At 63.1% G+C, this 13,838-nt stretch carries 18 protein-coding genes; 11 read left to right on the top strand and 7 right to left on the bottom strand.

Annotated features, from left to right (window positions below; all coding sequences use genetic code 11):
- The first annotated feature begins 74 nt into the window (after positions 1-74).
- Complete coding sequence (locus AC1DVN_RS14400) at positions 75-662, top strand: TetR/AcrR family transcriptional regulator (RefSeq protein WP_019745447.1); 588 nt, start codon at positions 75-77, stop codon at positions 660-662.
- On the opposite strand, the gene AC1DVN_RS14395 is transcribed toward AC1DVN_RS14400, so the two are convergent.
- Positions 597-2,132: a LuxR C-terminal-related transcriptional regulator gene (locus tag AC1DVN_RS14395; protein WP_477993948.1), complete on the bottom strand. Its 1,536-nt coding sequence runs from the start codon at positions 2,130-2,132 to the stop codon at positions 597-599. The genes AC1DVN_RS14400 and AC1DVN_RS14395 overlap by 66 nt on opposite strands.
- A 169-nt stretch (positions 2,133-2,301) precedes the next feature.
- On the opposite strand from AC1DVN_RS14395, the gene AC1DVN_RS14390 reads away from it, so the two are divergent.
- The 6 genes from AC1DVN_RS14390 (at position 2,302) to AC1DVN_RS14365 (ending at position 5,756) form a co-directional block, all read left to right on the top strand.
- A complete protein-coding gene (locus AC1DVN_RS14390; RefSeq protein ID WP_477993947.1) occupies positions 2,302-2,676 on the top strand; it encodes a PLDc N-terminal domain-containing protein in 375 nt (124 codons plus the stop codon).
- Positions 2,673-3,110: a DUF6325 family protein gene (locus tag AC1DVN_RS14385; protein ID WP_021331904.1), complete on the top strand. Its 438-nt coding sequence runs from the start codon at positions 2,673-2,675 to the stop codon at positions 3,108-3,110. Before AC1DVN_RS14390 ends, AC1DVN_RS14385 begins: the two co-directional genes overlap by 4 nt.
- Before the next feature lies 1 nt (position 3,111).
- Positions 3,112-3,414 carry an SHOCT domain-containing protein gene (locus AC1DVN_RS14380; RefSeq protein ID WP_477993946.1) on the top strand — a complete coding sequence of 101 codons (303 nt, stop codon included), beginning with the start codon at positions 3,112-3,114 and terminating at the stop codon, positions 3,412-3,414.
- 63 nt (positions 3,415-3,477) lie between these two features.
- On the top strand, positions 3,478-4,455 hold the full coding sequence (locus tag AC1DVN_RS14375; RefSeq protein WP_029537077.1) for a DUF1214 domain-containing protein: 978 nt from the start codon (positions 3,478-3,480) through the stop codon (positions 4,453-4,455).
- A gap of 27 nt (positions 4,456-4,482) precedes the next feature.
- On the top strand, positions 4,483-4,896 hold the full coding sequence (locus AC1DVN_RS14370) for a phage holin family protein (protein ID WP_019745454.1): 414 nt from the start codon (positions 4,483-4,485) through the stop codon (positions 4,894-4,896).
- Between the two features lie 38 nt (positions 4,897-4,934).
- A complete protein-coding gene (locus AC1DVN_RS14365) occupies positions 4,935-5,756 on the top strand; it encodes a tyrosine-protein phosphatase (protein WP_230091007.1) in 822 nt (273 codons plus the stop codon).
- Here AC1DVN_RS14365 and AC1DVN_RS14360 read toward each other — a convergent pair.
- Entirely contained in the window at positions 5,743-6,672 is a 930-nt protein-coding gene (locus AC1DVN_RS14360; protein ID WP_477993967.1) for a DMT family transporter, read from the bottom strand. The genes AC1DVN_RS14365 and AC1DVN_RS14360 overlap by 14 nt on opposite strands.
- An 82-nt stretch (positions 6,673-6,754) precedes the next feature.
- Between AC1DVN_RS14360 and AC1DVN_RS14355 the strand changes: the two genes are divergently transcribed.
- Positions 6,755-7,333: a TetR/AcrR family transcriptional regulator gene (locus AC1DVN_RS14355; RefSeq protein ID WP_029256349.1), complete on the top strand. Its 579-nt coding sequence runs from the start codon at positions 6,755-6,757 to the stop codon at positions 7,331-7,333.
- A gap of 6 nt (positions 7,334-7,339) precedes the next feature.
- Here AC1DVN_RS14355 and AC1DVN_RS14350 read toward each other — a convergent pair whose 3' ends face one another.
- Positions 7,340-7,951: a TetR/AcrR family transcriptional regulator gene (locus tag AC1DVN_RS14350; protein ID WP_113682611.1), complete on the bottom strand. Its 612-nt coding sequence runs from the start codon at positions 7,949-7,951 to the stop codon at positions 7,340-7,342.
- Positions 7,952-8,040: 89 nt separating this feature from the next.
- Here AC1DVN_RS14350 and AC1DVN_RS14345 point away from each other — a divergent pair, with 89 nt between their 5' ends.
- On the top strand, positions 8,041-8,502 hold the full coding sequence (locus tag AC1DVN_RS14345; RefSeq protein ID WP_019745480.1) for an SRPBCC family protein: 462 nt from the start codon (positions 8,041-8,043) through the stop codon (positions 8,500-8,502).
- 2 nt (positions 8,503-8,504) lie between these two features.
- Here the strand turns inward: AC1DVN_RS14345 and AC1DVN_RS14340 are convergent, their stop codons facing one another.
- From AC1DVN_RS14340 to AC1DVN_RS14330, 3 genes are all read right to left on the bottom strand, one after another.
- Positions 8,505-9,152 carry a TetR/AcrR family transcriptional regulator gene (locus tag AC1DVN_RS14340; RefSeq protein WP_019745481.1) on the bottom strand — a complete coding sequence of 216 codons (648 nt, stop codon included), beginning with the start codon at positions 9,150-9,152 and terminating at the stop codon, positions 8,505-8,507.
- A gap of 97 nt (positions 9,153-9,249) precedes the next feature.
- The gene (locus AC1DVN_RS14335; RefSeq protein ID WP_003939707.1) at positions 9,250-10,011 is read right to left on the bottom strand and encodes an SDR family NAD(P)-dependent oxidoreductase; all 762 of its coding nucleotides are present in this window, start codon (positions 10,009-10,011) and stop codon (positions 9,250-9,252) included.
- A 78-nt stretch (positions 10,012-10,089) separates the two neighbouring features.
- On the bottom strand, positions 10,090-11,235 hold the full coding sequence (locus AC1DVN_RS14330; protein WP_007730036.1) for an acyl-CoA dehydrogenase family protein: 1,146 nt from the start codon (positions 11,233-11,235) through the stop codon (positions 10,090-10,092).
- 140 nt (positions 11,236-11,375) lie between these two features.
- Between AC1DVN_RS14330 and AC1DVN_RS14325 the strand changes: the two genes are divergently transcribed.
- Both AC1DVN_RS14325 and AC1DVN_RS14320 read left to right on the top strand, forming a co-directional pair.
- Positions 11,376-11,975: a TetR/AcrR family transcriptional regulator gene (locus tag AC1DVN_RS14325; RefSeq protein WP_020970923.1), complete on the top strand. Its 600-nt coding sequence runs from the start codon at positions 11,376-11,378 to the stop codon at positions 11,973-11,975.
- 35 nt (positions 11,976-12,010) lie between these two features.
- Positions 12,011-12,589 carry a DUF7822 domain-containing protein gene (locus AC1DVN_RS14320; protein ID WP_080909892.1) on the top strand — a complete coding sequence of 193 codons (579 nt, stop codon included), beginning with the start codon at positions 12,011-12,013 and terminating at the stop codon, positions 12,587-12,589.
- 7 nt (positions 12,590-12,596) lie between these two features.
- Here the strand turns inward: AC1DVN_RS14320 and AC1DVN_RS14315 are convergent, their stop codons facing one another.
- Positions 12,597-13,838, bottom strand: coding sequence for an RNA polymerase sigma factor (locus AC1DVN_RS14315; protein ID WP_211918754.1), 1,242 nt, complete (start codon positions 13,836-13,838; stop codon positions 12,597-12,599).

Raw genomic sequence — 13,838 nt, 5'->3', positions numbered from 1 at the left:
TCCATAAAGGGCAAGAGAAATTCCGATTCGGAAACACTGGATACCGAAACCGGACACGGCTACGCTTCGAATTCGTGACAACGATCCACAGCGCACCAGAACAAAGCGCGACCCGCGAGCGCACACGGAAGGCCATCCTCGATGCTGCCGTTTCGGTGTTCGCATCCAAGCCTGCTGCGACCCTCAGCGAGATCGCTTCGGCCGCGAAGGTGGGCCGGACCACTTTGCACCGCTACTTTCCCGAACGGTCCGACCTGGTCGACGCAGTCGCGGCCGAGGCCACTCGCGCCGTCGGTGAGGCCGCAGCAGCGGCGCGACTCGGTGAGGGCACCGGAGCCGAGGCACTGGTTCGCCTCTGCCACGAATACTTCGAACTGGCCGACCTTTTGACGGTCCTGTTCTTCACTCCCGGCGTCTATCAAGAAGATTCGTTTGCCGAGTCCGCGTCGAACGACGACGGAGTCACCGACGCCATCGAACGCGGACACTCCGACGGGTCCATCGACCCCGACATGGGTTCGGACTGGGTGCAGAACCTACTGTGGTCACTGCTTTACACGTCGATGGACTACGTGAACCGCGGTTCCGGGACTCGACTACAAGCCTTGGATCTGACGGTTCGCAGCCTCCGTCGCGGAATCGCCCCCGATCCCGCGGTCTAGGTTGTCGGCTGCTTGAACAGCGGCACGCCGCTTGGCCACACCTAATTTGCGGTAAATCGAGCGAATGTGAGTCTTCACAGTGGGATAGGCGATGCCGAGGTGCGCAGCGATCTCGTCTGCAGTCATCGTGGTGCGCAGAAAAGTGAGAATCTCGTTCTCGCGTTCGGTCAGGACTCCGGCGAGCTGGGCAGAGAGCCGGCTCCGTTTTTCCAGAATCGTGCGCAGGAGGTCCTGGTGTCTCGACCCCTGTATTGCGTGCGCGTTCAAGAGATCGACAATTACCGGATCGCCGCTGAGAAAGGGGGCGAGGATCTGCTCCGGGATTGCCTCAGCCAGCGCACGATCCAGCTGCTCGTGCGCCTGCGGCCCACGCCCTGCGACGGAGCTCAGCGCTGCAGAGGTGACAAGTGTGCTCACCAGCGCATATCGCGGCAGCGCGGCCGAGCTTGCCAACCGAAGCGCCTGCGCCGACGGTTCCGGATCCCCCAAGACTCGATAGAGCTCGGCGAGCAGCGCGTGAGCGACCGCAGCACCTGTTCTGGTCAGCGTGGGCTTCGCGATGCGGCGCGCTTGCTCGTCCTGCCCCTGAGCGTGGGCGAGCCAGGCCGTGGTGACGCGCCGCAGCGTATCCCAAGGAATGCCGTGCTTGTCCGCAGTGCTCACGCCTCGCAGCAGCCGAGCGGCGTTGTGGTACCGGTCTTTCCGGTTCAGAGCGATCAGGCTCATCACCAGGTACAGACGGGCGAGCGCCTCGAAGTTGGTTCCGGGACTGCCCTCCACGATTATCGAGTCGAACTGAGCGATCGCTTCCTCGAAGTCGCCACGCCAATAGGCGATGCACCCTCGATTCGACTGTGGGAGTCCACCTTCGAAGCGTTCCCAGTCGGATGCAACCTCTCGGGCAGGAAGGCCGTCGAGGATCTGTTCGGCTTCGGTGAACACTCCCGCGTGGGTGAGTGCAAAAGCCAAATTGGATTGCGCGAGACGCAACGTCTCCGCACGCGACTGCAACCGCGCTTCATCGCCGGCGGAGCGAAGTAGCGCGATGGCGCGAGGTAGATCACGACGAAGCCTGATCTCGGTCCACCCGAGGAGGAAAAGTGCGGACGGGTAATCGTCCTCGGGCTCGCACTGGGCGAGGGCGTGACGCGCGCGATCGGCGATGACGGCCTTGGTCGAGGTGTCCGGAGCGAGCAGTAGCTCGGTGAAACAGACGACAAAATCGTCGGACGCGACCCGTAGACCCTGCCCGCGTAGAAACTCCGCGCCGTACGGATCGCCGCTGAGGTCGCGGCAGCACGCCCGTATCAGCAGGATGTGTGGATCGTGTGGATCGGGATGCGCAAGGCAGAGTTGCTCGAGTTCCCTGGTATGAGATTCGAGAATCAGACGGAGCCAATTCTTCCGCAGGACGCGTCGAGCCTGCTCCGCCTCACCGGAGGCGAGTGCGTCACGCACGGCTTCGATCATGTGTCGAAGATACTCGAGACGTTCGACGGCCGTGGAAATCCCGTCTCATCCGCTTCGGATGAGACAGCGATCGAAGCATGCGGAAACCGGTGAGAATTGCCGGAATCAACTGAAAAGCGCGAGTCGGCGGAATGCCGACGCGCAGGCCTGACACGAACGGACAAGACACATGAGTTTCTGGGAAAGCCTCGGCTTGATGCTGTGGGCGACCGTCTTCGTCGGATATCTTTTCGCGCTGTTCGCGATCGTCGCCGACCTGTTCCGCGACCACAAGCTGAGCGGCTGGTTGAAAGCTGTTTGGATATTCTTCCTGCTCTTCCTACCCATCCTCACCGCGCTCGTCTATCTCGTCGCCCGCGGCGATGGGATGACGGAACGCAGCAACAAGGCCGCACGCGAGGCCGAGAGCGCGGCCGAATCGTATATCCGCGAAGTCGCAGGAAAGAGTCCCAGCGAGGAAATCGCCACAGCTGCAGCACTCCTCGAAGCCGGATCGATCAGCGAGGAAGAGTTTGCCGCACTCAAACTGAAGGTGCTCTCGTGAGTGACGCGCGTTTCGGCCCCGTCGACTTCTACCTTCTCGGTCTGCCGGGGCAGAGCCTCGACCCCGCCGCGTTCTCCGCGCTCACCGACCTCACGGATACCGGCCTGGTACGACTACTCGATCTGATCGTCATCTCCAAGTCCGACGACGGTGAACTCACCCTCGTCGAGGTCGAGGAATTGCCGAACGGCTTCGAGATCAACGTCGAAATGCTCGGCGCGTCCGGTCTGCTCGGGCATGAAGACATCACCGAACTCGCAGAGGCAATTCCCGCCGGCGCTTCAGCGCTGCTGGTCGCTCTCGAGCTGGTCTATCAGCGCGAACTCGCCGCCCGGACCGCCGAGTCCGGCGCGGTGTTACTGGGTTACGAGCGGATACCCGCACCCGTCGTCAATGCCCTCATGGACACGATCATCCCGAAATTGGAGGTCTGACATGCCGTACATCCCGAGACGAGGACGCCCCGGACTGCTGGGCCTCGCCGCCCGCACCGCGGTCGTGACCGGTACCGCGACCGCCGTCAGCGACGGTATGGCCACCCGCCGGCAAAGGAGAGCTCAGGCCGACTACGAGCAGGCGCAGTACGAATTCGCCCAGCAGCAAGCCGTACTCCCCACACCCACACCCGCACCCCCGGCCGATCTCGTCGCCGAGTTGCAGAAACTCGGCGATCTCAAATCACAAGGCCTACTGAGCGACGCCGAGTTCCAAGCCGCGAAAGCACGACTGCTGGGCTGATTCACCCGACGGGCCATGGATTACCCACCCGCTTCCGTACCCCGACACCGATTGGAACCCGCTATGTCCACGATCGCCGTCAACGTCCTGAACTTCAATCGGGCAGAATCCGATCTCATGTTCGCTCGCCTGGCCGCGGGCGTCGGCCTGGGCACGTGGAACCACACTCGCGAGCTCGGGTCACTCGACAACCAGCCGATCATCCGCCAGAACCGCGACACCCTGTACAGCAGCGCGATCATCGACGTGCGCGAAAACGTCACGATCACGGTGCCCGATACCGGCAAGCGCTACATCTCCGTCTGGGTGGTCAGTCAAGATCATTTCGGTCCCGTCATCCTGCGCGATCCGGGAGAGCACCTGCTCACACGCGAATTGGTCGGGACCGACTACGCCGCACTGATCGTGCGCATCCTCGTCGATCCGAACAGCCCCGAAGACGTCGCCGAGGTGAACCGGTTGCAGGACGCCCTCACCATCGACGGCGGCGGAACGGGCGAGTTCCCGTTGCCCGACTACGACGAACAGTCGCAGACCGAGACCCGCGACGCGCTCCTCGCACTCGCGCGTGGCATCACCACCTACGACCATTCATTCGGCACCGCGACGGAAGTCGACCCGATCAGGCACCTGCTCGGTACCGCATCCGGCTGGGGTGGCCTTCCCGAGTACGAGGCCACTTACGTCAACTTCGACGAACGTCTCCCGGTCGGGGAATACCGTCTCCGCCTGAACGTTGTTCCCGTGGAAGCGTTCTGGTCGGTCTCGCTGTACAACGCAGCCGGATACTTCGAAGAGAACGCCTTGGGCGTCAACAGCATCAACAGCCTCACAGCCACCCCCGACTCCGACGGCAGCACCACCATCCGGTTCGGCGTCAATCTCGACGGCGTCGCGAACGCACTGCCCATCATGCCGGGCTGGAACTACGTACTGCGCCTGTACCGCCCCCGCCCCGACGTGCTCGACGGCACCTGGACGGCACCTCGTCCCGAGGCCCTCCAGCAAAGCGTTCCCCACGCACACACCACTCTCGGGTGACTCGACCTGATCACGGAGGTACAAGCCATGCGTCTGTTATTTCAGCTCGTTTCGCAATGCGTACTCGGCGCGATCGCGCTGATCGTCGTGCATTTCGCTCTTCCCGGGGTCAGCCTGAGCGTCAACGGTTTCTTGGCCGCTATCGGTGTATTCACCCTCGCCCACATGATTCTCGGCCCATTCGTGCTCAGCGTGGCACTGCACTACGCGGCTCCGCTCGCGGGCGGTGTCGGCTTGGTCGCCACGCTGCTCGCGCTCTGGGTTGCGACCCTGGTCCCCGACGGCATTGAGATCAGCGGCGCCGGGTCCTGGATCCTCGCCCCGATCATCGTGTGGGTGATCACCGCGTTGGGAGGATGGATCTTCATGGCTCTCGTCATCGACAAGTGGATCAAGAGACGCAATGCCGAAAAGCTCGTGCGCAGTGTGCAGAAGGCATGAATGATCAGTTCGGAAACGGAGCCCACAAGGAGTCAGCCATGCCAACTCACCCGCTCGATCGTCGCGTTCTCCTGAAGACCGCTCCGAACTTCCGGGATCTCGGTGGCATTCCCGTTGCTGATGGCACCGTCCGCGCCGGCGCGCTCTACCGTTCGGCGACGCTCGCGAAACTCGACGGCGACGACGTCGCCGCGGTCGCCGACTTGGACGTCCGGACGGTCTACGACCTGAGGACCGCTGCCGAGCGCGACGGCGCACTCGACAATCTCCCTGACTCGACGCGGACGGTCTGGCTCGACGTACTCGCCGACAATGCCCAAAACGCCGCGGCCACCGGACTACTCATGACGGACCCGGTCGCGTACGCCGAGACCATCAGCGACGGACGTGGGATCGCACAGATGGAGGAAGCGAACCGCAACTTCGTCAGCCTGCCGTCCGCCCTCGACGCCTACCGCGCGTTCTATCTCGACCTGATCGACGAAAAACGCACCGGTGCAGCACTTTTCCACTGCACCACCGGCAAGGATCGCACCGGGTGGGCCGCGACCTCTTTCTTGCTCCTCCTCGGCGCCGACGAAGCCGATGTACGCGCCGACTACCTGGAGACGAACACCGATCTGGCACCTATGACGGAACCGATCCTCGACTTCGCCGCAAGCAAAGGCGTTGACGGAGAACTGCTCCGGCCGCTCCTCGGAGTCCGCGACAGCTACTTCGACGCCGCGCTCGACGAAATGCGCACGCAATTCGGCGCAGTCGAGGACTACGCAATCAACGGACTCAAGCTCACCTCAGAACAAATCACCGCGCTCCGCGAGCGGTTCACATCACGATCGGGCTTCGTCAGCGCGACGTGATCGGAGCTCTTACCGGGCAGGAATCCGTGCTCTCGTCCTGCTTCTTCGGTCGATTGTCCACCCGGGTGACCACGACGACGGCGACGATGCCCACCGCCAAGCCGAGAGCGGTGAACGGAGTGAAGGATTCTCCGAACATCAGTGCGCCCCAGACCGCGGTGACGGGGGCGATCAAGAACATCAAGGTGTTGACGGACGTGATGCCGATGCGACGAAGCAACAACCAGTACAGCCCGTATCCGCCGAAGGTCGACAACACGATCAACCAGAGCAATGCGATCCAGAATGTGCCGACACTCGGCGGTACGGCAGCACCCGAGACGATCGCCAGAGTTGTGAAAACTATTGCGCTGGTTGAGCAGTGGATGGCCAAAGCCTGCAGTGGCGGCGTGGACGTGGGAGCGCATTGCTGGACGAAGGTGGATGCAACCAGGCTGAGCATCCCCAGGAACGGAATCGCGTACGCCCACCACGGGGCCGATGTACCCGCCCCGGCGTCGGCTGCCGTGACCATCGCGACGCCGGCCAGTCCGATCGCCAATCCGATCCACTGCATCCGCGGGACCGCGACGCCGAGGACCGGACCGAGCAGCGCGGCTGCCACCAGCGGCTGAATACCGTCGATCAGCGCTGTGGTTCCGGTGTTCACGCCGAGATCGACTGCCCAGTACACGGACAACAGATAGCCGCTCTGGGAGAGTATTCCGATCACCACCTGCCTGCCGAGAGCCCGCGGTGTCGGCATCGTTTTCCGGCGCCGGGCGGACAGCCAGACAATCGGGACCAGTACCGCCGCAAGCGGGAGAAAACGCCACATCAGCAGCGTGGAGACCTCGGCACTGCCGGCGCCGAGTTTGGCTCCGATGAATCCCGAACTCCAGCACGCGACGAACAGGACCGACAAGGTAGCCGTCACGGCAGATCTCGAGGTCACGATCCGAGGTATACCGATCTGTTTACTCATGAGCTCGACTATACAGATCGGTATACTTTTGTCCATGGCAGACGAATCCGTACCCGAATTGACTCCGAAAGCACGTCGCATCCTGGAGTCGGCGTCGAAGCTGTTCTACGAAAAGGGAATTCACGCCGTAGGCGTGGATACCGTCGCACTGGACGCCGGGGTCACGAAGAAGACTCTGTACGAGCGGTTCGGCTCGAAAGACGGCCTCGTCGTGGAATATTTGAAGGATCGAGATCGGCGGTGGCGAGCCTTTCGCGACAAGAAGCTCGCATCAGCCGGGCACAGCCGCGCCGAGCAGTTGAGTGCGGCATTCGACGCTTCCGCCTCCTGGTCCAAGGCGAGCGGAGGCAAGGGTTGCAGCATGGTCAACGCTCACGCCGAGTTCAGCGATCGGTCACATCCGGTGTTCGCTGTCATCGCCGAACAGAAGCAGGAAATGTTGGACGTCTTTCGGCGCATTCTGGCGACGGACGGGGAAGCCGACGAACGTCTCGTCGAGGCAATCATGCTGCTTCACGAAGGCGCCCTCGTCGCAGACGGTATCGGTATCGGCACCGACCCCTTCGACGTCGGCCGGGATGCGGCCCTCGAAATGCTGAAGCATTCCGGGTGATCGCCCCTACGCCCCCACCATCCGACGCGCTATCTCCAGATACCTCTCCACCAACTCGTCCGGAGACAACTCACCGTCCGGTCGGTACCACACCGCGACGGCGACGCACATCGTCACGACAGCTCGGCTGGCATCCTCGGGATGGTCGGCATCGAACACGCCCGAAGCAACGCCGTCGAGGACGATCCGGTCCACCTGCTTCTGCTGTTCGTCGCGCTGCGCGATGTAACTAGCCCGACTGTCGGGCTCCATGCTGCGGATCTCGGAGGAAGCGACGAACGACTGCTCGCGTCGAAACATGTGGAACCGCAACAGAGATTCGATCACCGCGTCGAAGCGATCAGAGGGATCGTCCCCGGCGTCGAGTTCGGCGGCGCGGCTTCGCTCCAACAACTCCGTCATCACCACGGTCGCCAGACCGATCAACAGAGCCTGCTTGGACGGGTAGTGGTGGTAGAGCCCCGGCACCGACAGCCCGGACCGCGACGCGACGTCACGGATCGAAGTCCCGTGATAGCCCTGCTCGACGAACGCCTCCAGCGCCGCAGCGAGCGGTTTCGGCAGTCCCAGGTCTTCGTAATCGCGCCAGGACCCGCGTACCGGAAGCTCGTTCGTCATACCGATACCGTAGATCGCCGTTGCGCCGCCGCCGAACGCGTCGGTGCCATTGGTTACAGTCGATGTTCACCGAAAGACAGGGACCAGTCATGATCCATGTTCGCCACTCCGCGGTTGCTGCCGTGCCGGTTGATGTCGCCTTCGACTACATCGACGACTACCGCAACGTCCCGACGTGGATGTTCGGTGTTTCCGAGTTCACACCGTTCGGAGAGTTCGATCAGGGGCTCGGCGCCACGTTCGACGCGGCCATGCAGATCGGGCCAAGCACGTTGCGCTCCAAGCTCGAGGTCACCGAGTGGGAGAAGAATCGGATCATCAAGCTGTCTTCGCTCGGCGGTGTATCCAACTCGTCCACGTGGGAGTTCGCCGCGATCGACGATTCCAAGACCGAGCTTTCCGTCGACTTCGCCTACAAACTCCCCGGCGGCATTGCCGGCAAAGCTCTCGGCCGCTTGATCGGGCCGTTCGTCGAAAACGCTGTCAGGAACAGCGAGGAGACGTTGCGCCACAGCCTCGAGCAGCAGTTCGCGGCCCGCGGCGAAGGCTGAAACTACCCGCGGTCGCCTTCGAGGCCCAGCGCGTTGGCCCACACCTGAGTAGCCGTCTTGACGACGTCCTCGAACGGGACGGGGTTGCCGTCGGCGCCAGGTTCCTCGGAGACGAACGAACTGTAGGCAAGACGGCTCACCATCGCCGACAGTGCTCGGGAAGCCAACAGCGGATCCAACGAGCCGTCTGCCTTGCCAGCTGCTTGCAAGCGTTCGATGGCTCGGGCATTACGAGAAATGAAGGTCTCGGCTCGGTCCCGACGCAGTTTCGCGAAGGCCGGATCGATGTGCGATACCTGCTCGAGCAGACCCATCAGTTTGGCGTTGCGGCGAAACGCCGTCAGGTAGGCACGGTTGCTCGATTCGAGGACCGCATACGGATTGTCGACGTCGCGGACCCGTCCCATGCCGGGGTGCAACATGTCTTCCTGCGCAACGTCGAGAACTGCGGCGAAGATCTGCTCTTTGTTGTCGAAGTAGGTGTAGAACGTGCCGGTGGAGCAGTTCGCTTCCTTGGTGATGTCCGTCAGACGGGCATCGAGATACCCTGCGCGCTCGAACACCGTTCGAGCCGCTGCGACCAGAGAAGCCCTGGTCCGGACGCCGCGGGCAGTCACCGGCAGGTCACGCAGAAGCTCCGTCGCAGCCATGGATGGTGGCGGACGGTCTTCCCAGTTCTCCTGAGGTTCGGCGCGAGAGGTCACCAGCTACTTATACGGCAAAGCCGGCGACATCTCGGCATCGGCGTCAGGTGATGGTGATTCCTCCGTCGACGGCGATGGTCTGACCGGTGACGTATCCGCCTGCCTCGGACGCGAGCCACACCATGGTGGCCGCGAGCTCTTCAGGATCGCCCATGCGGCCGAGGATCAGGCGCGGAGCCATCGCGTCCAAGTAGCCGTCGTTGTATTGGTCGGTCATTTCCGACTTGAAGAAGCCTGGCGCGATCGCGTTGACGCGAATGCCCTTGCGCGTTCCCCACTGCTGTGCGAGGTCACGGGTCAATCCGACGACGCCTGCCTTGCTCGCCGCATAGGCGGCCTGTGGGAGTCCGGCGGTCGTCAATCCGAGAATGCTCGAGATGTTGACGATGGAGCTGCCCGGGAGCATGACGCGGCCGCAGGCCTGCGCTGCCCAGTAGGACCCATTGAGGTTGATGTCGATGACGGCGCGGAACTGGTCCGGGGTCTCACGGGTCGCCGGAACAGCGGTTCCGACGCCGGCGTTGTTGACCAGCACGTCCACGCGGCCGAACTTCTCCATCGCGGCATCGACCATGTTCTGAGCCTGAGCCGGATCGACGATGTCGGTGGCCACGCACAACGCTTCGCGGCCTGCGTCACGCACGAGCTTGGCCGTGTCTTCGAGCTTGTCGACGCGGCGAGCAGCGAGGACGACGTCCGCACCCGCCTCTGCTGCGGCTTTCGCAAACGCCACCCCGAGGCCCGACGACGCACCGGTCACGATGACCACTCGATCGGTCAGAGAGAACTTGTCGAGAACAGACATGCGCGGTGATGCTCCTGTGTCGTCGGGTTCGGGAAGTGACGTATGGACTGCAGTGACATATGGACTGCAGTTGCGAAATTACAGGCCGAGATCGCGGCCGATGAGTTCCTTCATGATCTCGTTGGATCCGGCCCAGATCTTGGTGACGCGGGCGTCCATCCACGCGCGAGCGGCGCGGTACTCGGTCATGAAGCCGTAGCCGCCGTGCAACTGAACACAGTGATCGAGGACCTCGTTCTGAACCTGCGCGGTCCACCACTTCGCCTTGGCGGCGTCGATGGCGGTCAGCTCGCCGGCAGCGTGTGCTGCGACGCAGTTGTCGACGTAAGCCTGGGTGACCTCAATGCGGGTCACGAGATCCGCGAGAAGGAATTTGTTCCACTGCAGCGAGCCGATCGGCTGACCGAAAGCCTTGCGGTCCTTGGCATATTGCAGCGTCTCTTCGAGGATCGGAGCAGCGTGCGCGATGTTGGACACCGCAGCGCCGACGCGCTCCTGCGGCAGCATTTCCATCATGTGGATAAACCCGCGGTCGATCTCACCGATGATGTTGGTGGACGGCACGCGAACGTTCTCGAAGAACAGTTCGGCGGTATCGGACTCGTGCTGGCCGACCTTGTCGAGCTTGCGTCCGCGCTCGAAACCTTCCATGCCGGTTTCGACGGCAAAGAGCGTGATGCCCTTGGACTTCTTCTCGGGACTGGTCCGCGCCGCCACGATCACGAGATCAGCGTTGTAGCCGTTGGTGATGAAGGTCTTGGAGCCGTTGATGATCCAGTCGTCGCCGTCCTTGACCGCAGTGGTCTTGAGCGAGGCGAGGTCGGATCCGCCGGAAGGCTCGGTCATGCCGATGGCCGTCAGCATCTCACCGGTGCAGAACTTGGGCAGCCAACGCTGCTTCTGCTCTTCGGTGGTGAGCTGAACGAGGTACGGAGCAACGACGTCGGCATGGATGCCGAAGCTCGAGGCAACAGCTGCACTGGCACGCGAGAGTTCTTCGGCCAGAACAGCGTTGAAGCGGTAGTCGCCGGCTTCGCTTCCGCCGTACGCCTCTGGAACCTCGAGTCCGAGGAAGCCGTTGCGTCCCGCTTCGAGCCAGATTTCACGATCGATGAAGCGCTGGTCGATCAGCTTCTCTGCGACCGGAAGGATGTTCCGGTTGACGAATTCGCGGGCAGATTCGCGAAATGCCTCGTGATCGGGTCCGTACAGAGTGCGACGCATGACGAGTTGCTTCCTTTCGGCGTGGCAATGCCACACGTAACGATGTTCCTAAGCATCCGCTTAGAATCTAAGCATCTGCTTATAGTGAATCGAGAGCGGGATATTGTCAACATCGAAATCCGTCACACCTGGAGGAAACCGTGAGCGATTCACCTGACGTGGTGATCAGCCCCTCCAAAGCTGCGGCCCGTATCCGCGCGGCAGCCGTGGACGCTTTTGCCTCCGCGGGCTACGGCGGCACCACCACCCGTGACATCGCCGCACGACTCGACATGAGTCCCGCCGCCATGTACCCGCACTACCGCTCGAAAGAAGAGCTGCTTTTCGCGATCAGCTTCGAAGGTCACACCGAAGCGTTGAAGGTGGTCGAGGGCGCCGACAGACCGGGTGAAGAGCCGTCCGTTCGCCTCCAGGAACTGGTCAGCACCTTCGCCAGTTGGCAGGCCGGGCACCACTCACTCGCTCGCGTCGTCCAATACGAACTCACTGCACTCACACCAGAGCACTACCGAACCGTCGTCGCGCTTCGCCGCAGCACGACGCGGGTGGTCCGGGAGGTTGTCGACGCCGGCGTCCAGTCGGGCGACTTCACAATCCCCGATGCCGAAGGCGTCACCCTCGCCTTGATGTCCCTGTGCGTCGACGTGTGCCGCTGGTTCCCAGCCGGCAATTACACGAATCCGGAAGACATTGGAAAACTGTACGGAGACCTGGCATTGAGGATGGTGGGCGCCGCCTGAATCAGGTGACACCGACCGCAGAAAGGACTCGGCCAGTGGCCAACCGCACCTATCTCTACTCGACCCCTGTTGCTCCGCATGAGAATCCGGCTGCCGCTCGCGCCCGAGGTCTCACCGGTATCTCCGAGTGGTCGTACGCGATACCGCTGGTCCCGAGGATCCTTGTGTCCGTGAATCCCTTCGCCCACCAGTCGGTCATCTGGGACGACACCCCAGACCTGATCGCGGTCACCGCGCCCTGCGGTCCTGGTATCGCCCGGCTCGAAGACTTCCTCGGCAGAATCGATCACCCCGAACTCGGCACGATGGCCGGCGATGCGCTGCGTTTCCTGCGCAGCCACACCGAGCCCGACCACTACTTCGTCCTCGAGTGCGGCGAGATCTTCGACATGGACGACGAACCGTTCGCCGAACAGGGCGCGGCCCTGATGACCGGTCTGGCGGACATCGACGCCGAGATGGAGGCAGCTTTGGCCACACTCGCACCCGCCAAGCCGCGCTTCTGGGAGCGGCTGTTCACGCCGACTCAGGAGAGCGTCGAGGAACCGCTACGCGAGCTCGGCCTCGGTTACTGGTCCGAGACCCTGTACTTCGATCTCGACGTCCCGCAATAACCACCGATCAGTCAGATATCTCACCGAGCCGACGCTCCAAGTAGGCCCGCTCCGGTTCCGTACCAACCAAATTCAGCGCACGTCGGTATGCAGACATTGCCGCGTCGGTGCGCCCCAACCGCGCGAGCAGTTCGGCGCGCGCGAGGTGATACGGGTGGTAGTCGGCAAGTTTGGGCTCCGCTGCCAGTTCTTCCAACGCTGCCAGCCCAACCTCCTCGCCGTCGCGCATCGCCAGCGCCACTGCCCTGTTGACTGCGACGACAGGCGAAGGCGTCAACGTGAGGAGCACTCCGTAGAGCGCGCAGATCTGCGGCCAGTCGGTGCTCTCCACATCCGCCGCCTCGTCATGCAATGCGGCGATGGCAGCCTGCACCCCGTACGGCCCCGGCGCTCCCCCGGTCAACGCGACCACGACGAGGTCGCTGCCTTCATCGATCATCGGCTGGTCCCAACACCCGCGATCCTGGTCCTCGAGGAGGACGATCCCGCCACCGGCGTCAGTACGGGCATCCCGACGCGCGTGGACGAGAAGCATCAACGCAAGCAACCCGGCGATCTCGCGCTCATCGGGAAGCAATGCGCGCAGGATCCTCGCCAGCCTGATTGCCTCTACCGCCAAGTCGACGCGTTGCAGATCCGGACCCGAACTGGCGGCGTACCCTTCGGTGAACACCGAATAGATCACCTGCAGAACACCGGGCAGACGGTCCGGGAGTTCTTCGGCGCTGGGAGTTCGGAAGGGAATCCGAGCCTGACGTATCTTCTTCTTCGCACGCACGATCCGCTGCGCCATGGTCGCCGAAGGCACGAGGAAGGCCCGAGCAACCTCGGGCGTCGTCAACCCGCCGAGGCAACGCAAGGTGAGTGCGATTCGGTCGTCCTCGGCCAGCGCCGGGTGCGAGCAGGTGAAGAACAGCTGCAACCGCTCGTCGGGAAGTTCTCCGTCGACCGTGGGCGGCGCCGGGTCGGCACGATCGGCGTCCACCTGCATCACCGCCAATCGCGCCGCATAGGCCTGATCACGACGAAGCCTGTCGACGGCTTTGCGACGCGCCGTGGTCAGCAGCCAGGCGCCGGGTTTGGCCGGCACTCCGTCCACCGGCCAGTGCACCAACGCGGCCTCGACGGCTTCGGAGGTAACTTCCTCGGCCAGATCCAGGTCACCGAAACGGCGGACGAGCGAGGCCAAGAGTCGTCCACGTTCCTCCCGGAACACTGACTCGATGGAGTTCTCGGCCTGCTCGTCCAC

Source organism: Rhodococcus sp. P4_E4, assembly GCF_056401575.1.
This window is presented reverse-complemented; position numbering and strand designations above follow the sequence as displayed.

Excerpts from the sequence above, each read along its gene's own strand:
- AC1DVN_RS14395 (WP_477993948.1), bottom strand. The coding sequence starts at position 2,132 with ATGATCGAAGCCGTGCGTGACGCACTCGCCTCCGGTGAGGCGGAGCAG.
- AC1DVN_RS14390 (WP_477993947.1), top strand. The coding sequence starts at position 2,302 with ATGAGTTTCTGGGAAAGCCTCGGCTTGATGCTGTGGGCGACCGTCTTC.
- AC1DVN_RS14380 (WP_477993946.1), top strand. The coding sequence starts at position 3,112 with ATGCCGTACATCCCGAGACGAGGACGCCCCGGACTGCTGGGCCTCGCC.
- AC1DVN_RS14375 (WP_029537077.1), top strand. The coding sequence starts at position 3,478 with ATGTCCACGATCGCCGTCAACGTCCTGAACTTCAATCGGGCAGAATCC.
- AC1DVN_RS14370 (WP_019745454.1), top strand. The coding sequence starts at position 4,483 with ATGCGTCTGTTATTTCAGCTCGTTTCGCAATGCGTACTCGGCGCGATC.
- AC1DVN_RS14365 (WP_230091007.1), top strand. The coding sequence starts at position 4,935 with ATGCCAACTCACCCGCTCGATCGTCGCGTTCTCCTGAAGACCGCTCCG.
- AC1DVN_RS14355 (WP_029256349.1), top strand. The coding sequence starts at position 6,755 with ATGGCAGACGAATCCGTACCCGAATTGACTCCGAAAGCACGTCGCATC.
- AC1DVN_RS14350 (WP_113682611.1), bottom strand. The coding sequence starts at position 7,951 with ATGACGAACGAGCTTCCGGTACGCGGGTCCTGGCGCGATTACGAAGAC.
- AC1DVN_RS14345 (WP_019745480.1), top strand. The coding sequence starts at position 8,041 with ATGATCCATGTTCGCCACTCCGCGGTTGCTGCCGTGCCGGTTGATGTC.
- AC1DVN_RS14340 (WP_019745481.1), bottom strand. The coding sequence starts at position 9,152 with ATGGCTGCGACGGAGCTTCTGCGTGACCTGCCGGTGACTGCCCGCGGC.
- AC1DVN_RS14335 (WP_003939707.1), bottom strand. The coding sequence starts at position 10,011 with ATGTCTGTTCTCGACAAGTTCTCTCTGACCGATCGAGTGGTCATCGTG.
- AC1DVN_RS14330 (WP_007730036.1), bottom strand. The coding sequence starts at position 11,235 with ATGCGTCGCACTCTGTACGGACCCGATCACGAGGCATTTCGCGAATCT.